Annotated in this window: 17 protein-coding genes and 3 pseudogenes; 13 read left to right on the top strand and 7 right to left on the bottom strand. The window is 53.3% G+C overall.

Translation table 11 applies throughout. The features are described 5' to 3' along the window. Positions 1 to 6: 6 nt before the first annotated feature. From RJD28_08940 to RJD28_08960, 5 genes are all read left to right on the top strand, one after another. Positions 7 to 465 (top strand): GNAT family N-acetyltransferase, encoded by a 459-nt coding sequence (locus RJD28_08940; protein WNV56501.1) that lies wholly within the window; start codon positions 7 to 9, stop codon positions 463 to 465. Between the two features lie 82 nt (positions 466 to 547). Beyond that, positions 548 to 1,189 carry a TetR/AcrR family transcriptional regulator gene (locus RJD28_08945; protein WNV56502.1) on the top strand — a complete coding sequence of 214 codons (642 nt, stop codon included), beginning with the start codon at positions 548 to 550 and terminating at the stop codon, positions 1,187 to 1,189. A gap of 120 nt (positions 1,190 to 1,309) precedes the next feature. Further along, the gene (locus RJD28_08950; protein ID WNV56503.1) at positions 1,310 to 1,777 is read left to right on the top strand and encodes a helix-turn-helix domain-containing protein; all 468 of its coding nucleotides are present in this window, start codon (positions 1,310 to 1,312) and stop codon (positions 1,775 to 1,777) included. Then, entirely contained in the window at positions 1,774 to 3,519 is a 1,746-nt protein-coding gene (locus RJD28_08955) for an ABC transporter ATP-binding protein (GenBank protein WNV56504.1), read from the top strand. Before RJD28_08950 ends, RJD28_08955 begins: the two co-directional genes overlap by 4 nt. Continuing rightward, the gene (locus RJD28_08960) at positions 3,506 to 5,146 is read left to right on the top strand and encodes an ABC transporter ATP-binding protein (GenBank protein WNV56505.1); all 1,641 of its coding nucleotides are present in this window, start codon (positions 3,506 to 3,508) and stop codon (positions 5,144 to 5,146) included. Before RJD28_08955 ends, RJD28_08960 begins: the two co-directional genes overlap by 14 nt. Positions 5,147 to 5,174: 28 nt before the next feature. Here the strand turns inward: RJD28_08960 and RJD28_08965 are convergent, their stop codons facing one another. From RJD28_08965 to RJD28_08990, 6 genes and pseudogenes are all read right to left on the bottom strand, one after another. Continuing rightward, positions 5,175 to 5,654, bottom strand: coding sequence for an S-ribosylhomocysteine lyase (locus RJD28_08965; protein ID WNV56506.1), 480 nt, complete (start codon positions 5,652 to 5,654; stop codon positions 5,175 to 5,177). A gap of 91 nt (positions 5,655 to 5,745) precedes the next feature. Then, on the bottom strand, positions 5,746 to 6,654 hold the full coding sequence (locus tag RJD28_08970) for an RluA family pseudouridine synthase (protein WNV56507.1): 909 nt from the start codon (positions 6,652 to 6,654) through the stop codon (positions 5,746 to 5,748). Next, positions 6,654 to 8,529, bottom strand: a pseudogene (locus tag RJD28_08975) (extracellular solute-binding protein). The gene RJD28_08970 and the pseudogene RJD28_08975 overlap by 1 nt, the downstream one beginning before the upstream one ends. 12 nt (positions 8,530 to 8,541) lie before the next feature. Beyond that, a pseudogene (locus RJD28_08980) lies at positions 8,542 to 9,342 on the bottom strand (ABC transporter permease). Then, positions 9,335 to 10,408, bottom strand: coding sequence for an ABC transporter ATP-binding protein (locus RJD28_08985; GenBank protein ID WNV56508.1), 1,074 nt, complete (start codon positions 10,406 to 10,408; stop codon positions 9,335 to 9,337). The pseudogene RJD28_08980 and the gene RJD28_08985 overlap by 8 nt, the downstream one beginning before the upstream one ends. A gap of 26 nt (positions 10,409 to 10,434) precedes the next feature. Next, complete coding sequence (locus RJD28_08990) at positions 10,435 to 10,977, bottom strand: cupin domain-containing protein (GenBank protein ID WNV56509.1); 543 nt, start codon at positions 10,975 to 10,977, stop codon at positions 10,435 to 10,437. Positions 10,978 to 11,412: 435 nt separating this feature from the next. Between RJD28_08990 and RJD28_08995 the strand changes: the two genes are divergently transcribed. From RJD28_08995 to ilvN, 4 genes are all read left to right on the top strand, one after another. Beyond that, a complete protein-coding gene (locus RJD28_08995; GenBank protein ID WNV56510.1) occupies positions 11,413 to 12,474 on the top strand; it encodes a lactonase family protein in 1,062 nt (353 codons plus the stop codon). Between the two features lie 50 nt (positions 12,475 to 12,524). After that, positions 12,525 to 13,676, top strand: coding sequence for an FprA family A-type flavoprotein (locus RJD28_09000; protein ID WNV56511.1), 1,152 nt, complete (start codon positions 12,525 to 12,527; stop codon positions 13,674 to 13,676). Between the two features lie 404 nt (positions 13,677 to 14,080). After that, positions 14,081 to 15,700 carry a biosynthetic-type acetolactate synthase large subunit gene (gene ilvB, locus RJD28_09005; GenBank protein WNV59586.1) on the top strand — a complete coding sequence of 540 codons (1,620 nt, stop codon included), beginning with the start codon at positions 14,081 to 14,083 and terminating at the stop codon, positions 15,698 to 15,700. 17 nt (positions 15,701 to 15,717) lie between these two features. Continuing rightward, positions 15,718 to 16,197: an acetolactate synthase small subunit gene (ilvN, locus tag RJD28_09010; protein WNV56512.1), complete on the top strand. Its 480-nt coding sequence runs from the start codon at positions 15,718 to 15,720 to the stop codon at positions 16,195 to 16,197. 79 nt (positions 16,198 to 16,276) lie between these two features. Here the strand turns inward: ilvN and aroC are convergent, their stop codons facing one another. Next, on the bottom strand, positions 16,277 to 17,380 hold the full coding sequence (aroC, locus tag RJD28_09015) for a chorismate synthase (protein WNV56513.1): 1,104 nt from the start codon (positions 17,378 to 17,380) through the stop codon (positions 16,277 to 16,279). A gap of 132 nt (positions 17,381 to 17,512) precedes the next feature. Here aroC and tgt point away from each other — a divergent pair, with 132 nt between their 5' ends. From tgt to ilvD, 4 genes and pseudogenes are all read left to right on the top strand, one after another. After that, a complete protein-coding gene (gene tgt / locus RJD28_09020; GenBank protein WNV56514.1) occupies positions 17,513 to 18,646 on the top strand; it encodes a tRNA guanosine(34) transglycosylase Tgt in 1,134 nt (377 codons plus the stop codon). A gap of 267 nt (positions 18,647 to 18,913) precedes the next feature. Further along, a complete protein-coding gene (gene yajC, locus RJD28_09025) occupies positions 18,914 to 19,210 on the top strand; it encodes a preprotein translocase subunit YajC (protein WNV56515.1) in 297 nt (98 codons plus the stop codon). A gap of 243 nt (positions 19,211 to 19,453) precedes the next feature. Next, a complete protein-coding gene (gene leuB, locus RJD28_09030) occupies positions 19,454 to 20,536 on the top strand; it encodes a 3-isopropylmalate dehydrogenase (protein ID WNV56516.1) in 1,083 nt (360 codons plus the stop codon). 131 nt (positions 20,537 to 20,667) lie between these two features. Continuing rightward, positions 20,668 to 22,339: pseudogene (gene ilvD / locus RJD28_09035) on the top strand (dihydroxy-acid dehydratase). Positions 22,340 to 22,351: the final 12 nt, after the last annotated feature.

Here is a 22,351-nt window from a genome sequence, read left to right on the forward strand (position 1 = left end):
GAAAAGATGATAACTTATACAGAAGAAAAGAAATTTACAAAACAGCAGGTACAGCAGTTGTTTCTGTCGGTGAACTGGACGTCAGGTAACTACCCGGAGCGGCTGTATCGGGCATTACTGCATTCTTCCACGGTGCTCACCGCCTGGGACGGGGAGAAGCTGGTGGGCCTTATCCGGGTGCTGGACGATACCGCGATGCTGGCGCAGATTCACTATGTGCTTGTGCATCCGGCTTATCACGGACAGGGCATTGCCGGTCACATGCTGGAGCTGATCAAGGAGAAATACCGGGATTTCCTGTATATCGAGGCCATGCCGGAGGATAAAAAGAATGTGCCCTTTTATGAAAAGCATGGGTTCTCCGTGATGGAAAAAGGGGCTGCTATCCAGATCTGGCATGACCTGGAGCCGGAAAATGAAGGCGGACCAGAACAATCTGATGATAGAATAGGGGAGCGCGAATAATTTCGAATGAAAAAGAGCCATAATGAACAGATTTTATGCTATAATTTCCAAATAGATACTGATTCTGTAGGAAGAGGCGGGAATGGATATGAATTATAAAGAGAAACAGGAACGGATACTGGACGCGGCATTCCGCATATTTGTGGAGCGGAAGATCGAACCGGTGAGCATGGGAGAGATCGCGGAGGCAGCAGGTATCGGGCGGGCGACATTGTTTCGATACTATCCGAGCAAGCTGGAGCTGGTCATCGCAGTCTGTACGAGAGAATGGAAGAAGTATATGGATGAGCTGGATCGCAGAAGACCCATCAGCTCCGTGGGGGAGATCCCGGCCATTGACCGGCTGATCTTTACGCTGGATGGATGTATTGCGCTGTATATGAACTATAAGGAGCTGTTTTTATACAATGATAATTTCAATCATTACGTGTCACACGCGGGATGTGAGAACAGCCAGCTGAAAGAGTTCCATGAAGCGCTGTATTCGGTCAACACCCGTCTGCACAATATGTATGAGAAGGCGAAGGAAGACCACAGCTTCCGGACAGATATCCCGGAAGAGGAGTTTATGCGGGTGACCGTCCATGCGATGATGACGTTCTGTACCTACTATGCGGGCGGATTCATCTGGGGTTCCCAGCAGAGCGGGGACTACACGAAAGAGCTTCTCCGGATGAAGGAAATGATACTGGAATATGTAAGGCCGGAGGCAGAAGAGGTTTAGCGAGCTTCTGCGGGCTGTTGACAAAGCGGTTTTTTGCACTATAATAGTTGTAGGTACAACGATGTACATACAACTATTTGTATTTCACAGGAATCTGAAAAATACCTTCGGGAGGAAATTATGGATATCACAGGACGAAAAATCACGAAGATTGCCCGGGAAGCGGAGAAGCTGGTTTTGCTGACTCTGCGGGAAACGGGCGTTGGAACGGCGGAGATCGATCTGATCCATGCGTTGCGTCACAGACCCGGCTGCACGCAGGCGCAGCTGGCGGAGATTCTCCATGCGGATAAAGCGGCCATTGCCCGCAGAACCAAAAATCTTGAGACAAAGGGATACCTGATCCGCAGGGATGATCCCCATGACCGGCGCAGCCAGCAGCTCTTTCCCACGGAAAAAGCAGAAGCCATGAAAGTGTCCAAGGTGGAGATCGAATCGTCCTTTTACGAATATCTGACCCGCGTGCTGACGGCGGAGGAAGCGGAGGCCTTTGCGGCATCCCTGGATAAGCTGTACCGGGCCTCCAAGACCGAGAGCCGGGCGGGATTTCCGCATTTTCATAAAACGGACGGGGAGATGAAAGCATGAGCAGGAGAGAGAAGCAGACATTTACACCGGATCGCATCCGTTCCTATTTCGTGATGGAATGGCTGCCGCTTTTGCTGGTTACGATTTCCGGTGTGATCTACAATGTGGGGCTGCTGGCAACGCCCCGGTTCGAGGGACGGCTGGCCCAGTGCCTGGCGGACATTCTGGGAGGGAGCGCAACGGCTGCCAAGATGGCCATGCTGGTGATCTTATACGTGATTGTCACATTTATCGTGCAGGCGGCCCGGTTTGTGAAGCGTTTTTATGTCCGGCGGTTTGCCAACAATATCAACCGGCGGATGAAGGGCATCCTTTATGCCAATCTGGTGCGCCAGAGCCGGGCGGCACTGGAAAAGGAAGGTGTCGGAAACGTCATGACGAAGGCCATTTCCGATGTGGATGACTGCGTGGAGGGCATGCGGAAATTTACCACGGAAGTGTTTGACACGGGTGTGGCGCTGGCCGGTTATGTAGTCATGCTGCTGGTGTACGACTGGCGGCTGGCACTGCTGAGTCTGCTTTTCACACCGATCTCTTATTTTTGCGCAGAATGGATGAAAAAACCGGTGCAGCGTGCCGGAGCTTCCTATAAGAAAGCGGCCGGGGCTTTGAGCGCAGCCACGCTGGACCGGGCGGAAAATGCCGTTACCTACCGGGTGTACGGCTGTGAGGATACCAGAGCCGGGCTTTATGAAGGGGCGCTGAATCGCTATGAGAAAACGGCGGTGCGTAACAATGTGTGGCAGTCGGCCCTTCCGCCGCTGTATCTGGCGGCATCTGAGGCGGGGGTGTTATTTATCCTCTGGTTTGGCGCTAAAAATGTGCTGGGAACCGGATGGAGCAGCTGGGATATCGCAGCATTTACCACGTTTCTTTCCTGTTTTACCAAGCTGACCGTCAAATCCTCCAAGGTTGCCAAGCTGTTTAACGCGGTACAGAAAGCGGAAGTTTCCTGGAAACGGATAAAACCGCTGATGCAGTCGCCGGAGCAGCTGGAGCCGCTGGCCATTCCGGCAGCAGAAGAGGTGACGCTGGAGAATCTTTCTTTCGCCTATGGAGATACGACTGTATTTTCCGGTCTGACATTGACAGCCCGTCCGGGAGAAATGATCGGCGTCACCGGCCCGGTTGCCTGCGGAAAATCCACCTTCGGGCGCGTGTTCCTCTGCGAATCCCCGTATGAGGGCTCGGTTCGTTTCGGTAAAAGAGAGCTTTCCATCCTCACTCCGAGAGAAATCGCTGCCACGGTGGGATATCTGGGGCACGACCCGGAGCTGAGCGCGGACACGCTGGAGCATAACGTGCTGTGCGGCAGCGAGCAGGAGGTCATCCCTTATTTTCAGGCGGTGGCATTCCGGGAAGAAGTGTTATCCATGGAAAAGCAGGCAGAAACAGTCATCGGCAGCAGCGGTACCCGTCTGTCCGGCGGCCAGGCCCAGCGGCTGGCACTGGCACGGACGCTGGCCCATCCGCGTCCACTGATGATCCTGGATGATCCGTTTTCTGCCCTTGACCGGAAAACAGAAGATACGGTATTTGCCAATCTGCAGGAGTATGCAAAGGATAAGGTCGTCTTTCTCATTTCCCACCGGCTGTACCATTTCCCACAGATGCAGAAGGTGATCTTCATGGAAGACGGAAAGACCACAGTCGGAACCCATGGGGAGCTGATGGCTTCGGTTCCGGCATATCGAAGACTTTATGAAAGCCAGACAGGAGGGGAACAGCATGAAGAAGCATAAGACAGGCGTGTTTGACGCTGTAAAAACCGCCGCCCTGACCCATCGGGGGCTGACGGCGGTAACGCTGCTGTGTGTGGCGGCATCGGTGATCATGTCCCTGATCCCGCCGCTGCTGCTGGCGCGGATCATCGACCGGCTGACCGGCGGCATGCCGCTGGCGTTCCTTGCCGTGCTTCTCTATTTTGGAAGCCTTGTGCTGGAGAGCATTCTCTCCTCCGCCCAGGAAGCACTGCTGGTGTTGTTTGGACAGAAGATGACCCACGCCCTCCGCTCGGAAATGTCGCAGAAATTAACGCAGCTGCCCGCAAGCACGCTGGCGGCCCAGAATCCCGGGGAAGTTGCGGCCCGCTTTTCCGGTGATGTGGATACGGTGGAGGCCTTGTTCACCTCCGGCATCATCAGCATGGCGGCGGATGCCTGCCGGATTGTTTCTATTTTGGCAGTTATTGCCGTGAAAAACGCAGGACTTGCGCTGATCTTGCTGCTGGTTCTGCCGTTGTTTGCCCTGTTTACCCGTCATGTACAGAAGCGGATGCTGGCAGCCCAGCTGGATCATCGCCGGGCGGTGGCAGCCGTGTCCGGGCAGGTGCCGGAGACCCTTCATAACATTCGGACGATCCGGGCGCTGGGACTGGAAAGCTATATGGAACGCCGGTATGACCGACGGATCGGGGAGAGCTATGGGGCCATGGAGAGAACCAATTTTTACGATGCCATTTATTCTCCGGTGGTGCTCCTGCTGAATGCGGCGGTGGTGGGGATCGTCATGCTGCTGTCTGCCTCGGGGAATGCCGGCATTCTTCGCCTGTTTGGCATGTCGGTGGGTATTTCGGTTGCGGTTATCAGCTATATTTCCCGCATTTTTACGCCCATCGAAAGCCTTGGTATGGAAATCCAGACCATTCAGTTGGCAATGGCAGGCGTCAGACGGATCGATGCCTTTCTGGCACAGCCGGAGCGGGACATCCCCCAAAAGCGGGAACAGGCCGCCCACGGGGATATTGTATTTTCTCATGTAACCTTTGGATACGGGGAAAAACCGGTACTCCATGATTTTTCCATGAAGGTAAAAGAAGGAGAGCAGGTCACGCTGGTGGGCAGGACCGGTGCAGGAAAGAGTACCATTTTCCGTCTGCTGTTGGGGCTTTACAGGCCGGAAGCGGGGACCATCACCATCGGCGGCGTAGATGTTGCCAGGATCACGGATGAGGAACGGCGGTCATGCATTGGCTGCGTGGAGCAGCATTTTTCACGGGTACCGGGGACGGTGCGGGAGCAGATCACGCTGGGAGACGGGCGGATCACGGAAGAGATGGTAAAACAGGCGGCAAAGCTGGCCGGGCTCGATGGAGCTATCGGCGCTTTGCCGGAGGGATATGATACGCTGTGTACGGACGGTATGTTTTCACAGGGAGAATGGCAGCTTTTGTCCATTGCCCGGGCGGCAGCGGCAGATCCGGCCATCCTGCTGCTGGATGAGATCACCGCAAACCTGGACGCGGAGACAGAAGCGCGTGTTCTGGAGGCGCTGCGCCGGGCATCGAAAGGAAGGACGGTTCTCTCTATTTCTCATCGTATCTACGAGAATCTCGGCGGCAGGACGGTGGAGATCGGAGATGGGAGATAGCTATGTCTGATGATTTTACGGGAATCTGTTACTCCGGGTATACCAGACGGTCTTCCTGGATATCTGTCAGCACATTTTCCAGATATTTCTTTGCCAGGTAGTTTGCCATGGGCAGGTTCATGTCCAGATAGTTGCCGCAGTCTCTGGGGGAAGCGCCGGGCACTTCGCCCTTATAATCCCGGATGAAAGCGAACATTTCCTGCATGAGCGGGATGATGTCGCGGGATTCATAGTCGCCGAAGAGCAGCAGGTAGAAGCCGGTGCGGCAGCCCATGGGGCCGAAATAGACGATCCGGGAGCCGAATTCCGCGTGGTTGCGCAGGAAGGTGGCAGCCAGATGCTCGATGGTGTGTACCTCGGCGGTGTTCATGACGGGTTCCTCGTTGGGGGAGGTCATGCGCAGGTCGAAGGTGGTGATGGTGACGCCGTTGTGGGTGTCTTTCCGGGATACGTAGACACCGGGCTGTAATTTGATATGGTTAATGGTAAAGCTTGTGATTTTCTCCATGAAGTTCATCCTTTCTGTCTGTGATTCCATCTATAATCATTGCGTTTTCTTCGTTTTTCAAACTCTCGAAAACGCAAAACATTCGCGATTATTATAGCATAAACCAGTCCGGGTGGCAATCTTCCGGCAGGGGTGAGGTAAAGGTCATCTCTTCCCCGGTGACGGGATGGGAAAAGGACAGCCGGTGGGAGTGGAGGGGCTGCCGCTTAAAGTGCCGGTAATCGGGGCAGTAGAGGAAATCTCCCGGCAGGGGATGACCGATATGCCCCATGTGTACCCGGATCTGGTGTGTGCGGCCGGTGTCCAGCCGGATGCGAAGCAGGGAATAAGTACCGTTTGGGGAAATGGCCATCCGTGTAAAATGAGTGACGGCAGGATCACCGTTTACGGGATCGACACACCGTTCGATAACGGAACCGGGTTGGCGGCCGATGGGGGCGTCGATGGTGCCACGCTCGGGTGCCAGCCCCTGTACGACAGCCAGATATTCCCGGTGGATGTGCCGTTCCTTCATCTGGGCGGAGAGGACAACGCTGCTGTAAGCATTTTTTGCCACGATGAGTAGTCCGGACGTATCCCGATCCAGCCGGTTGATGCAGCGGAAGATGAAGGGCCGTTCCTGCTGCTCGTAGTAGTATGCCAGCGCGTTGGCCAGTGTATTTTCATAGTTGCCCATGGACGGGTGAATGGGCATGTCCGGTGGCTTGTCCAGCACCAGAAGATCTTCATCCTCGTAGACGATGGTAAGGGGCAGTGGAACCGGTGCAATGTGCTCGGAGGCTTCTTCTTCCCGCAGGCGGATTGTAAGAAGCGATTTCACACGGTCAAAAAAGAAACGGTGTGATGGCAGCACCGGCACACCGTCCAGCGTGATCCCGTCAGGCATGGTTTTCAGCCGGATAAGGAGATGCCGGGAAAAGCCCCGGCTTCGCAAATACTCGGCCACGGTTCTCCCGGCATCTTCCGGCTGGATTTCATAGGTCAGAATCCGTTCCCACATTAGTTGGATTTTACCTCTTTCCATTTATTGTTGTAGACCTCGTCCACATCATCTCCCAAATATTTGAATACTTCGCAGTTTTTCAGCATTTCTGCGGTAGGGAAAGCAATGGTGGAATTCTTAATGTCCTCATCCTCAATAAGTTCCCGGGCTGCCTTGTTGGGGGTAGAGTATGTGATATACTCAAAGTTTTTCAGTGCGATTTCCGGTTTGCACACATGAAGTTAATGAAAGCCTCTGCATTTTCCTTGTGTTCTGCATTTTTCGGGATCACCCATCCATCGATCCAGACATTGGAGCCTTCCTTGGGGATCACATATTCCAGATCCGAATTTTCTCTCTGGGTGAAAATAGCCTCACCGGAGTAGATGACACCGATGGCGGCCTCATTGCCGATCATCTTGTCACGCACCTGGTCGATGACATAAGCCTGTACCAGCGGTTTCTGGTCGATAAGCAGGTTTTTGGCTTCCTCCAGCTCGTTTTCATCGGTGGAGTTGAGAGAGTAGCCCAGCTTTTTCAGTGCAACAGCAAAAGCATCGCGCACGCTGTCCTGCATGAGGATGTTGTCCTTGTATTTCTCGTCCCAGAGTACGTCCCAGCTGTCGATGGGTTCATCTATCATCGTCTTGTTGTACAGGATACCGACAGTTCCCCAACAGTAGGGTACGCAGTATTTATTACCGGGGTCAAAGCCCTCTGCCTGCGCCAGATAGGTCTCATCCAGATTGGAAATATTGGGAATGTCATCGTAATTCAATTCTTCCAGCAATCCCTCCTGGATCATACGCTGTATCATGTAGTCGGAAGGGCAGACAACATCATAGGCCACAGCGCCTGCAGATACTTTGGGATACATGATCTCATTGGTCTCGAACTCTTCATACACGACTTTGATGCCGGTCTCTTCTTCAAATTCATCCAGCACATCGGGATCGATGTATTCTCCCCAGTTGTAGACAACGACCTGATTGTCAGAAGATGCGCTGTCAGAGCCGCCGCATCCGGCAAGCAGAGAGGCACACATGGATGCCAGTAAAACAGATGCAAGTACTTTCTTTTTCATTTGGTAACTCCTCCTCATTTGCTGCCGTTTGCTCTGGCAGACTTGTTTTTTGCGTTAGGTGCGATATTGATCAGAAGAAGAAGCAGCAGCACAGAAACAAACAGCAGCGTGGAAAGCGCGTACATTTCCGGCTTGATGCCTTTCTTGACCTCTGTATAAATTTTTGTGGACAGCGTGTCCAGGCCAGGTCCCTTGGTAAAATGGGTGATGATAAAATCATCCAGGGACATGGTAAATGCCAGCAGAAAGCCGGAGAGGACACCGGGAACGATGTCCGGGAAAACCACCTTGAAAAAAGCATACAGCGGGGAAGCGCCCAGATCCAGGGCTGCCTCGTAGGTGGATTTGTTCGTCTGTTTTAATTTCGGCATGACGCTTAAGATCACGTAAGGAATGTTAAACGTAATGTGGGCTGCCAGCACGGAGCCGAAGCCGAAATGAACGCCCAGCGCAATGAACAGCAGCATGAGAGAAATACCGGTGACAATGTCGGCGTTGAGCATCGGGATGTTGGTGACGCTCATGCAGATGGTTTTCATTTTCCGGTTCATGCCGTTGATGCCCATGGCTGCCATGGTGCCGATGATGGTGGCGATGGCTGCGGACAGGAAAGCGATGAGCAGCGTATTGTATAATGCCTGCAAAATGGCCTGGTTCTGGAATAATTCAGAATACCATTTCAGCGTAAAACCGCCCCATTTTGCCCGGGTTTTCGACGCATTGAAGGACAGGACGATCAGTGCGGCGATGGGCGCATACAGAAGCAGAAAGATCAGCGCCAGATAAATGCGTTCCAGATGTGCGCGCATCAGAACATCGCCCCCCTCTCCGTCTTTATCGTATTTCATCACAAATGCCATGCTGATGAGGATGAATACCATCAGCACCAGGGAAAGGCCGGAGCCTAAATGCCAGTTGTTGCCCTGGGTAAATTCCTGCTCGATGACGTTGCCGATGAGCAGGATCTTGCTGCCGCCAAGTAAAGTGGAGATGACGAAGGTGGTCATGGCCGGAACGAACACCATGGTGATGCCGCTGATGACACCGGGGATGCTCAGCGGAAAAATAACCTTGAAAAAGGTCTGTACGCCGTTGGCGCCCAGGTCTCTGGCTGCATTGATGACGTTCTGGTCGATTTTTATCAGCACATTGTAAATCGGAAGCACCATAAACGGCAGGAAATTGTATACCATGCCAAGTACGATGGCGCCTGGGGTGTTAATGATCTCCAGAGAGGGCAGATGCAGGAAGGAAAGGATGTTGTTGATGACACCGTTCTTTTCCAGCAGTGTCTGCCAGGCCAGGGTACGCAGCAGAAAGTTCATCCACATGGGAAGGATGAACAGCAGTACCATAAAGCTGCTCTGGTTGACCTGATGTTTGTTCAGGATCATGGCCAGCGGATAGGCCAGGATGAGGCAGATCACCGTGCTCACCAGCGACAGGAGGATGGAAAGCCACAATGCTTTGGCATGCTCATGGGTGAGGATGGCCAGCACGTTTTCCATGGTGAAGCTGCCGCTTCGGTCTGTGAAACCATACCAGAAGATCATGAGCAGCGGGATGATGATGAAACCCACGGCCCAGACCAGGTAAGGCGCGGAAAGCCATTTTTTATTCAAGGTTCATCACCGCCTGTTCGTCTTCAGATTCCGGTTTGTTCATGATCTGGATGTCAAAGGGATCCACATGGATGCCCACCTTGGTGCCCACCGGGAACATATCGGTGCTGTGCACCAGCCACTCGTAGCCGTTGGCTTCCACATCCATCTCGTAGTGTACACCCTTGAAAATCAGGCCGGTGACAACGCCCTGGATGGTGCCCTCCTCCGGTTTGACCAGATCGATGTCCTCGGGACGGATGACCGCATCCACCGGTTTGTTTTTGCCGAAGCCCTCATCCACACAGGCAAACTTTGCACCCAGGATCTCTACCAGCCGGTCCTCCAGCATGGTGGCGGAGAGAATGTTGCTCTCGCCGATGAAATCTGCCACAAAAGCGTTTTCCGGCTCGTTGTAAATGCGTTCGGGGGTGCCGATCTGCTGGATATAGCCCTGGTTCATGACCACGATGGTGTCGGACATGGTCAGCGCTTCCTCCTGGTCGTGGGTGACGTAGACGAAGGTGATACCCAGCTCGTTTTTCAGACGGATGAGCTCGTACTGCATATCCTGCCGGAGCTTTAAATCCAGAGCGCCCAGGGGCTCATCCAGAAGCAGTACCTTGGGTTCGTTGACAATGGCCCGGGCGATGGCGATCCGCTGCTGCTGGCCGCCGCTTAAGGAGTCGGGCTTGCGGTTCTCGTAGCCGTCCAGGTTTACCAGCTTTAAGGCGTATTTGATCTTGTCATCGATGTAGGCCTTGGATTTCTTCTTGATCTTCAGGCCGAAAGCAATGTTTTCCGCGATGGTCATATGGGTGAACAGCGCGTATTTCTGGAAAACGGTGTTGAGCTGCCGGCGGTTGGGCGGCAGATGGGTGATATCCTGGCCGTCGAAGATGACCTGGCCCTGATCCGGGTTCTCAAACCCGCCCAGAATCCGAAGGGTCGTCGTCTTGCCGCAGCCGCTGGGGCCCAGCAGTGTGAGAAATTCATTTTCACGGATATATAAATTCAGGTCATCCAGTACCATATCGCCGTCGAAGGATTTGGAAATATGTACGAGATCGATCAGTTTGTTGCTCATGGCATTGTAGTCCTCCTTTGAAAGGCCTAGAAACTCGGCGGGGTGCTGACCCAGATCAGGGTAGCGCCGGTTTTTTCACTGGCAGTAATATAATGATTCTGATTGGGGGTGATGTAAAAGGATTCCCCCTTTTTGGCTTTGAACGTCCGGTTGCCCAGATGAATGACGATGCTTCCGGACAAAATATAACCGAATTCTTCTCCTTCATGGGGAAGATCCGGGTACGTGGAGCCGCCGGGAGCCAGCGTCAGGCGGATTGGTTCCATGCTGTTTTTCTGGGCATTGGGAATGATCCATTCAATTTTATTTTTTAATTCTGCGTCCACCTTCTCGAAATAATCGGAAGCCTTGAATACCACCTGTTCCTCCGCGGGGGCCTCACTGAAAAATTCCTGCAGGTTCGTGCCGAGGCACTGGAGGATATCTGTCAGCGTGGCGATGGAAGGGGAGGTCAGGTTGCGTTCCACCTGGGAAATGAAGCCCTTGGAAAGCTCCGACCGGTCGGCCAGCTCTTCCTGGGTCAGCCCGGTCATGACACGCAGCTCTTTGATTTTTCCACCGATATCCATGGATAACCATGTCCTTTCTGTAAATAGTATTTTAAACAAAAAGTTTACTAATAGTGTCAGAAAGTAAAAATAAACAAAAAGTTTACTATTTCTAAACTCACAGACTTTATTATACACATTACAGCATCCGTGTCAACTGTAATTTTGTAAATTTTGTAAACAGTTCAGGCAGATGTTTCGTGCGCGGAAATTCCGGGCTTGCACGAGAATTTTTGCGCAGGGACAGATGCAGGAAGCGCCCGGTAATGAGCAGAAGAGAGCCGTGAAGCGGCGGAGCGCATGACAGCGCGGTTCTGCGAATGGCGCGGGCTGAACTGTTTGGGGCATATGGCAAGCCGGGCTTGTCAACAAATATGGTTCTGTGCTAGAATAGGAAACAGGATATGTCCTATATAATATAGGAAAGAAACGGGAAAGCAGCAGGAGGATGATACGATGAGCAAAGACAGATATGTGGCGTATGTGGGCACTTATACCCACGGAACGAGTATCGGCATTCATTTATATGACGTAGATGTGGAGCAGGGACTGATGAAGGAGCGCAAGGTGGTGCCCATCAACAACTCTTCCCATCTGACCAAGGCACACAACAAGCAGTTTCTGTATTCTATCTCTGATGAGGGCGTGGAGTCTTTCCGGATCCTGCCGGACGGCGATCTGGAATCCATTAATAAGGTAGGGATCGAGGGCATGAGAGGCTGCTTTGTATCCACCGATGCCACCGATCAGTTTCTGTTTGTGGGCGGCTATCACGACGGCAAGGTGACAGTACTCCGTATTCAGCCGGATGGCAGCATCGGCGCCATCACGGATGGCATTTTCCATAAAGGTCTGGGCAGTGTGGCAGAGCGGAATTTCCGGCCCCATATCAGCTGCGTGCGCATGACACCGGATCAGAAGTACCTGTGCGTGGTGGACAACGGCGTAGACCATGTGAACCTGTACCGGCTGGATCATAAGACGGGAAAGCTGAATCTGGTGGATATCCTGCGGTGCGAACTGGAGTCCGGCCCCCGTCTCATCATGTTTTCCAGAGACGGCCGGTTTGCCTATGTGATCTGTGAACTGAAAAATTATATTGATGTGTATTCCTATGACGGCAGCGGTAAACTGCCGGTATTTGAGAAGCTGCAGCGGGTGGATACCCGGATGGATCTGAAAGAAACGGCCTGCGCGGCTGCCGGCATGAAGATTTCCCGGGATGGCAATTATCTGTATTGTTCCTCTGCGGGAGACAACAGTGTGTCCATCTTTAAGATCAATCCGGACAGCGGATGTCTGGACCGTCTGTGTGCTTTGCCGGTGAGCGGCAGCTATCCGAAGGATATCGAGGTATTCCCGGATGACCGGACGCTGGTGGTGCTGAACCACGAATCCAACGAGATCCGTACCTTCCGGGTGGATTATGAGAAGAAGCTTTTCGTGGAGAAGGGCCGTCCGCTGCGGGTGGACACGCCCAACAGCATTTTGATCTCCAAGCTGTATCCGGCGAAATAGGCAGAAGGATATCCAGACAGCATGTTTGAACAGAAAGGTTGGTTTGAAAAATGAAAGTGACAGAAGAGACTGTGTACGTCGGCGTCAATGATCATGAGTTGGATCTGTTTGAGGGACAGTATGCGGTGCCCGCAGGCATGGCCTACAATTCTTATGTGATCTGTGATGAGAAAACGGCGGTGATGGATTCCGTGGATACCCATTTTGCGGAAGAGTGGCTGAATCACATCGACCAGACGCTGGGCGGAAAAGCGCCGGATTACATTGTTATCCAGCACATGGAGCCGGATCACTCCGGTTCCCTGGTGGCATTTGCAAAGAAGTACCCGCAGACGACCATCGTCACATCGGCCAAGGCACTGGTGATGATGCAGCAGTTTTTCGGGGAGGATTTTTCGGGCCGCAGCCTGGTGGTGAAAGAGAAGGATATCCTTACCCTGGGACGGCACACACTGCATTTCGTCGGTGCACCCATGGTACACTGGCCGGAGGTGCTCATGACCTACGATGACGCGGACAAGGTGCTGTTCTCCGCAGACGGCTTTGGCAAGTTCGGTGCTCTGGATGTGGAGGAGCCCTGGCTTTCTGAGGCACGCCGCTATTATATCGGTATCGTTGGAAAATACGGCGCGCAGGTACAGGCAGTGCTGAAAAAGGCATCCGCGCTGGAGATTGCAAAGATCTGCCCGCTGCACGGTCCGGTGCTGGAAGGGGATCTTCTGGCGGAGGCGCTGCAGGCTTACAGTGCGTGGGCTTCTTATACGCCGGAGCAGGAGGGCGTGCTGGTGGCATACAGTTCTGTGTACGGCAACACGAAGGCAGCGGCAGAGCAGCTGGCAAAGAAGTTACAGGAAAAAGGACAGGATGTGTGCGTGATGGATCTGGCCAGGACGGATCTTTCTGAGGCTGTGGCACAGGCGTTCCGTTACAGCAGGCTGGTGCTGGCTTCCATTACATACAATGGCGACGTGTTCCCGCACATGCGTGCATTTATCGAGCATCTGACTGAGCGGAATTATCAGAACCGCACCGTAGGGCTGATGGAAAACGGTTCCTGGGCGCCCACAGCGGCCAGAATCATGACCAAGATGCTGGAGAGCTGCAAGAACCTGACCATCGCAGAACCGGTGGTATCTGTGAAGGGTGCTGTGAATGCGGCCAATGAGGCACAGATGGAGGCGCTGGCGGAGGCACTGTCCTAAAGAAAAGCAGCGATTTGTCTGCATTTATAAGAACGTCTGTATGGGGGAGAGGAAGCTTTCTGTACAGACGTTTCTTGTTATATAGATATACAGTTCACTCGCGCCATTCGCAAAACCGCATCTTCGATGCTCTCCGCTGCGCTGCAGCTCATTTTTGCTCATCAAAAGGCGCTCCCTTCGTTGCATTGCATCCGAAAGAAGCTGCCAGTGGCAGGTTCTGTAGGTATGTTCCTGTGAACTGTAATATATGAAATCTCCTCCGTGTTTCGACAAATTTTTATCACTTGACAGTTGGAAAGCGGGTGGAGTAAAATTATCATTAAAACTACCGAACAGGAGTATATGCCCTGACCGGCAGGAGAATATTTTACATTACGAAACAGGAAGGAGAACTGGATATGATTATGACAGGTGCAGATGCAATGGTAAAATGTCTTGAGAACGAGGGCATCTCCGTCGTCTATGGATATCCGGGCGTTGCTATTTGCCCGTTCTTTAACAGCATTCTGGATTCTGACATTGAGAGCGTGCTTGTGCGGACAGAACAGAATGGAGGCCATATGGCCAGCGGCTATGCCAGAGTGACAGGAAAGGCGGGCGTATGTGTGTCTACTTCCGGCCCAGGGGCAACGAACCTGATCACAGGAATCGCGACGGCATATATGGACAGTATCCCGATGGTGGCGATCACCGGACAGGTCAACACGGCGCAGCTTGGCAAGGATGTGTTCCAGGAGGCAGACATCACGGGGGCAGTGGAGTCCTTCGTCAAATACAGTTATATTGTGAAAAATGTGGAGGACATTCCGCGGGTATTTAAGGAAGCCTTCTACATTGCCAATACCGGAAGAAGAGGCCCTGTTCTGATCGATGTGCCTATCGATGTACAGAATGCCAAGTTTGACTTTTCTTACCCGGAGAGCGTTTCCCTGCGGACATACAAGCCTACAGTGAAGGGCCATATCATCCAGATCAAGAAGGTCATCGCAGAGCTTTCCAAGGCAAAGATGCCGCTGATCTGCGTGGGCGGCGGCGTGCTGCTGTCTGAGGCGAGAGACGAGGTGCGTGCTTTTGCCGAGAAATATCAGATCCCTGTCGTATCGACCATGATGGGAATCAGCACCATGCCCACCGAGCATCCGCTCTATTTCGGCATGGTGGGAAATAACGGCAAGGCTTATGCCAACCGTGCCATGAATGAGTGCGACCTGCTCATTGTCATGGGTGCCCGTCTGGCAGACCGTGCCATCCAGCAGCTGAACATGAATGCGCTGGCAGAAGAGCGTACCGTGGTACATATCGATGTTGACCCGGCGGAGATCGGCAAGATCATGGGGCCTACCATCCCCATCGTCGGTGATATCCGTCACATTATGAATGATTTTGCAAAGCAGGACTTCGAGAATGATTTCTCTGACTGGCTGCAGCTGTTGAATATGTGGAAGAAGGAGATGGCGCCCAAGCGTCGCCCGAATCCGGAATACGTGGATCCGGCAGAGTTTATCCGCATTCTCTCCGAGAAGCTGGATGACGATGCCATCTATGTGGCAGACGTGGGACAGAACCAGATCTGGTCCGCAGGCTATCACATCGTGAAGAACGGCCGTTTCCTCACCTCCGGCGGTATGGGCACCATGGGATATTCCATCCCGGCAGCCATCGGCGCCAAACGTGCGGATATGAACCGTCAGGTCATTGCCGTATGCGGTGACGGTTCCTTCCAGATGTCCTTCATGGAGCTGGCAACGATGCAGCAGCATCACATTCCCATCAAGATCGTGGTACTGAAGAACAATTTCCTGGGCATGGTTCGTGAGTATCAGCATTACACCTACCATGATCGGTATTCTGTTGTAAATCTGGACGGCAGCCCGGATCTGGAGAAGATCGCGGCAGCCTACGACATCCCTTTTGCCCGTCTGTACAATATGGACGGTGTGGAAGAGAAGCTGGACGCTTTCCTGAAGCAGGAAGGCCCGGGCCTCATGGAGTGTGTGATTGACCAGTATGATCTTGTAAAATAGGAAGAGGGGGAATCGTTTTGAAGAAAATATTTTCCGTACAGGTAGAGAACCGTTCCGGTGTGCTCAGCAAGATTTCCGGATTGTTTGCACGCCGCTGCTATAACATTGACAGCCTTGCTGTAGGTGAGACTGAGGTAAAGGATGTCTCCTGCATGACGATCGTCTCCTCCGGTGATGAGCAGATCATGCAGCAGATCGAGAAACAGCTGAACAAGAAGCTGGACGTCATCAAGGTGAAGACCTTCGAGGAGTCTGAGAGTGTTTCCCGGGAGCTTCTCATGATGCGGCTGAAATACAACAGCACCAACAGAAGAGACATCGTGGAGAACTGTGCCATGATCGGTGCGCAGATCGTGGACATGTCCACCACATCTTTCCTGATCCAGCTGTGCGACACGCCGGAGAGAGCAGACCTCTTTATCCGGATGATGACACCGTTCGGTATCAACGAGCTGGCAAGAACCGGTATTCTGGCGCTGCCCAAGTGTACCGATTAAAAAATAACAAGAACCATAAAGAGAACCCCATAGACAGGAATGTATCCGCTGTTTATGGGGTTCTTTTTTTCAGGTTTGTTTACTTCTCAAAGAAGGCTTTGATGGGTTCCATCCGTGACGTCATACTCTCGAACAGCAGGTCAGTCAGCGCAAGGGCTGCCATGGATTCCACCACCACAACAGCTCTTGGCACGATGATGGGATCGTGGCGGCCGTGGATGGAGATCTCAATCTCTTCCCCGGACTGGTTTACCGTGTGCTGGGGGGCTGCGATGGACGGCGTGGGCTTGAAGGCTGCCCGGAAGATCAGGTCGGAGCCGTCGCTGATACCGCCCAGGACACCGCCGGAATGGTTGGTGCGTTTGGCGGGAGTGCCCTCCGGTGTCATGTAGAAAGCGTCGTTGTTGTCGGAGCCGAAGGCCTGTGCTACAGCCATGCCGTCACCGATCTCAAAACCTTTGACCGCGCCGATGGACAGGATGGCATGTCCGAGAACGGCGGGCAGCTTGTCGAAGTTGGGCTGCCCCAGGCCGACGGGAAGGCCTTTGACGATACATTCCACCGTGCCGCCGCAGGAATCCTGGCGCTGCATGCACTGTTCCAGCACGGCAGCGGCCTCATTCGCAGCCGTGGCGTCTGGCATATACAGGGGATTGTTGTCAATTTCCTCCGCGGAAAAACGGGCGTCGTCGATGCATACCGGGCCGATGGAGCGGGTATACGTAAGAAAAGAGATGCCCAGTTCGCCAAGGAGCTTCACAGCAACGGCACCGGCTGCCACCCGGGCAATGGTTTCTCGGGCGGAGGAACGGCCGCCGCCCCGATAGTCCCGGAAACCATATTTCTGATCATAGGTATAGTCCGCATGTCCGGGCCGGTAGTAGCTGGCAATCTCGCTGTAGTCGGCGGATCGCTGGGATTTGTTGTACACGATCATGGAAATGGGGGCGCCGGTGGTCCGTCCTTCAAAGGTGCCGGACAGGATCTCCACAGCGTCATCCTCTTTTCTGGGTGTGGTATAGCGGGACTGGCCGGGCTTGCGGCGGTTTAAGAATGGCTGGATATCTGCCTCCGTGAGAGCGAGCCCTGCGGGGCAGCCGTCAATGACAACACCGATGGCCTTGCCATGGGATTCCCCCCAGGAAGACACCTGAAATAATTTTCCGTAAATGGAACCGGACATAATGCGCACCTCCAAATAGATTCATTTTGCTCCATTTATTATAATGAAGGAATCCGAAAATGTAAACAGGTTTTCCTTGCGGCCCGGGCGCAAGTCCTGTATACTGGGAAAAGGAGAGGAGAAATTGGATTCATGTATAAATTATTGAAACGAGACGGGAACGCCAAGCGCGGAGAATTCCATACGGTGCACGGCGTGATTCAGACCCCCGTATTTATGAATGTGGGAACAGCGGCAGCTATCAAGGGTGCGGTGTCGTCCATCGATCTGAAGGGCATCGGCACCCAAGTGGAGCTGTGCAACACGTATCATCTGCACGTGCGTCCCGGAGATGAGGTCGTGAAAAAAATGGGAGGCCTTCACAAGTTTATGAACTGGGATCGCCCGGTGCTGACCGATTCCGGCGGATTCCAGGTGTTTTCCCTGGCAGACCTGCGAAAAATCAAGGAAGAGGGCGTATACTTCCATTCTCATATCGACGGCAGAAAGATTTTCATGGGGCCGGAGGAGAGCATGCGGATCCAGTCCAACCTGGCATCCACCATTGCCATGGCCTTTGATGAATGTCCGCCCCATCCGGCCACGAGAGAGTATATGCAGAATTCTGTGGATCGGACGACCAGATGGCTGGTGCGCTGCAAGGCGGAGCTTGACCACTTAAATGGTCTGGAGGATACGATCAACCATCACCAGATGCTGTTCGGCATCAACCAGGGCGGCACCTTTGCGGATATCCGGATCGAGCATGCCAAACGGATCTCAGAGCTGGATCTGGACGGCTATGCCCTGGGCGGCCTGGCGGTAGGAGAGACCCACGCGGAGATGTATGACATCATCGAGAAGACGGTGCCCTACCTGCCGCTGGAGAAGCCGGTGTACCTGATGGGCGTGGGAACGCCTGCCAACATTCTGGAATCTGTGGAGCGGGGCGTGGACTTCTTCGACTGCGTATATCCCAGCCGGAACGGCCGTCATGGCCATGTGTACACGAACCACGGCAAGCTGAACCTGTTCAATGCAAAGTACGAGCTGGATGACCGTCCCATCGAGGAAGGCTGCCAGTGTCCGGCCTGCCGGTATCACAGCCGAGCGTACATCCGGCATCTGCTGAAAGCCAAGGAAATGCTGGGCATGCGTCTGTGCGTGCTGCACAACCTGTATTTCTACAACACCATGATGACCGAGATCCGGGATGCCATCGACGAAGACCGGTTTGCCCAGTACAAGAAGGAAAAACTGGCCGGGATGGAAGAAGAGAAAGGTTGATGGTTAAAGTTCACACGCGCCATTCGCAAAATCGCATCTTCGATGCTTTCCGCTGCGTTGCAGCTCACTTTTGCTCATTACATGGCGCTCCCTTCGTCTGTTCTTGCAGGCAGCTTTTCATGCGAGCATGAAATCTGCCAACAGGAACATCCGAGTGAACTTTAACAAAAAAACCCCTTGATGTTATCGGTTGAATTGTGTATAGTAGTATTAATGGCAAAAATGCGGACAGGCTGAAAGCCGTTCGGTATACTAGGAGGAATGAAAATGAATTTGATTTTGACAGGCGGCAACAGCATGTTTATTCTGATTGCTTATGTGGTAATTTTCGGCGGAATTATGTATTTCCTTGCGATCCGTCCCCAGCGTAAGGAGCAGAAGAGAATGCAGGCTATGCTGATGGATATGGCTGTGGGCGACAGCATTGTGACGACCAGCGGTTTTTACGGTGTGATCATCGATATCACAGAGGATGACGTGATCGTGGAGTTCGGCAGCAACCGTAACTGCAGAATTCCCATGAGAAAGGCTGCCATCGCTGAGGTGGAGAAGGCCGGGGAGTAAGATCTGGCGATTTGATACAGAAAGAAAAGGATGCTTCTAATTGCAGAGGCATCCTTATTTTTTTATGTGCGGAATTTTTCAATTATGCGTGAAACTTTTTATAAAAAGTTTGCTTCTTTATCACGGAAAAGCGACAAAGTGATTTTTTATAGTTGAAAAACGAAAATAAATCATATATTATATAACTAATAATGTTTTCCTGTCGAAAGAGGGAGAACGCTGCAGAAAGGGAGACGACAGCACATGAATTTTCAAGTGGCAGTAATTGCCGGTGACGGCATCGGACCCGAGATCACAAGAGAGGCACGCAAAGTCCTTGATCGGGTCTGCGAAAAATTCGGACATACATTTGTCTATAAAGACGTTTTAATGGGAGGCGCTTCCATCGACGCATGCGGCGTACCGCTGACCGATGAGGCCATTGCAACAGCAAAAGCCAGTGACGCAGTCCTGATGGGCTCCATCGGCGGCAACACGGCAACTTCTCCGTGGTACCAGCTCCCGCCCAACTTAAGACCGGAAGCAGGCCTTCTGAAGATCAGAAAGGCGCTGAACCTGTTTGCCAACCTGCGCCCGGCATATCTGTGCAGTGAGCTGCGCGGCGCATGCCCGCTGAAGGACGAGATCATCGGCGACGGTTTTGATATGATGATCATGCGGGAGCTGACCGGTGGCCTGTACTTCGGAGAGCGCAAGACCATCGAGGAGAATGGCGTGAAGAAAGCCATTGATACGCTGACCTATGATGAAAATGAGATCCGCCGGATCGCCATCCGCGGTTTTGATATTGCCATGAAGCGCCGGAAGAAAGTGACCAGCGTGGACAAGGCCAACGTGCTGGATTCCTCCAGACTGTGGAGAAAGGTTGTCGAGGAAGTGGCAAAGGATTACCCGGAGGTTTCCTATGAGCATATGCTGGTGGACAACTGTGCCATGCAGCTGGTGAAGGATCCGGGACAGTTTGACGTGATCCTGACCGAGAACATGTTCGGAGATATCCTTTCTGACGAGGCAAGTATGGTGACCGGTTCCATCGGTATGCTGTCCTCCGCCAGCTTGAATGACACCAAGTTCGGCCTGTATGAGCCCAGCCATGGCTCCGCACCGGACATTGCGGGACAGGATATCGCCAACCCCATTGCAACGATCCTGTCTGCTGCCATGATGCTGCGTTTCTCCTTTGATCTTGACAAAGAAGCAGATGCAGTGGAAGCAGCGGTCAAGCAGGTACTCAGAGACGGCTACCGCACAGTGGACATCATGTCCGAGGGCATGACCCAGGTGGGCACCACGAAGATGGGAGACCTGATCGCAGAGCGCATTTAAACTGATTTTGCAGAAAACCAACGGAAAGTAAGCTGTGGGCGGCCCGGATGTCTGCGGGCCGTCTGCGGAAACGATAGATATTGTACACAAGTCTGTCCGCAGAGGACAGACAAAGAAGGGGAGAATGAAGAATGAAGAGTGATTCCGTAAAGGTAGGCATGCAGCAGGCACCACACCGCTCGCTGTTCAATGCACTGGGAATGACGAAGGAAGAGATGGAGCGGCCGCTGGTCGGCATTGTCAGCTCCTATAATGAGATCGTGCCGGGTCACATGAACCTGGACAAGATCGTAGAGGCAGTGAAGATGGGCGTTGCCATGGCAGGCGGTACACCGGTGGTATTTCCGGCCATTGCTGTTTGTGACGGTATCGCCATGGGCCATATCGGCATGAAATATTCTCTTGTCACAAGAGATCTGATCGCAGATTCCACAGAGGCCATGGCGACTGCCCATGCCTTTGATGCTCTGGTCATGGTGCCCAACTGTGACAAGAACGTACCGGGCCTTCTCATGGCAGCAGCCAGAATCAATGTGCCCACCGTATTTGTCAGCGGCGGCCCCATGCTGGCCGGTCATGTACACGGACAGAAGAGAAGCCTTTCCAGCATGTTTGAGGCCGTGGGCGCTTATGCGGCAGGCAAGATGACCGAGGAGGACGTGACTGAGTTCGAGAACAAGGTATGTCCGACCTGTGGTTCCTGCTCCGGTATGTACACCGCCAACAGCATGAACTGTCTGACAGAGGTGCTGGGCATGGGCCTGCAGGGCAACGGCACGATCCCGGCCGTTTATTCCGAGCGGATCAAGCTGGCAAAGCATGCCGGCATGAAGGTGATGGAGCTTCTGGAGAAGAACATCCGTCCGAGAGACATTATGACAAAAGAGGCATTTATGAATGCCCTGACCGTAGACATGGCACTGGGATGCTCCACCAACAGTATGCTGCATCTGCCTGCCATCGCCCATGAGGTTGGTTTTGACCTGAACGTGGACATTGCCAACGAAGTCAGCGAACGGACACCGAACATCTGCCATCTGGCACCGGCAGGCGCTACCTACATGGAAGACCTGAACGAGGCCGGCGGTGTATACGCTGTCATGAATGAGCTGACCAAGTTAAATCTGCTGAACCTGGATGTGATGACCGTCACCGGTAAGACGGTAGGCGAGAACATCAAGGGCTGCATCAACAAGAATCCAGAAGTCATCCGTCCGGTGGAGAATCCGTACAGCAAGACCGGCGGTCTGGCAGTGCTGCGCGGCAACCTGGCACCCGACTGCGCCGTTGTGAAGCGTTCCGCTGTCGTACCGGAGATGATGGTACACGAAGGCCCTGCCCGGGTATTTGACTGCGAGGAAGACGCCATTGCAGCCATCAAGGGCGGCAAGATCGTTCCCGGTGATGTGGTTGTTATCCGTTACGAGGGGCCCCAAAGGCGGCCCGGGTATGAGAGAGATGCTGAACCCCACCTCTGCCATCGCAGGCATGGGACTGGGCTCCTCTGTGGCACTGATCACAGACGGCAGATTCTCCGGCGCATCCAGAGGTGCGTCCATCGGCCACGTTTCTCCTGAGGCAGCTATGGGCGGCCCCATTGCGTTCGTGGAGGAAGGGGATATCATCAAGATCAATATTCCGGAATATAAATTAGAGATCGCCGTATCCGATGAGGAGATGGCAAGACGCCGTGCGGCATGGCAGCCGAGAGAGCCCAAGGTAAAGACCGGCTATCTGGCACGGTACGCAGCACTTGTGACGAGTGCTGCCCATGGAGCTGTTCTGGAGGCTCCGAAGAACTAACGGAAGAAGGGA

The sequence above is a fragment of the Oscillospiraceae bacterium NTUH-002-81 genome (genome assembly GCA_032620915.1).
GTDB lineage: Bacteria > Bacillota > Clostridia > Lachnospirales > Lachnospiraceae > JAGTTR01.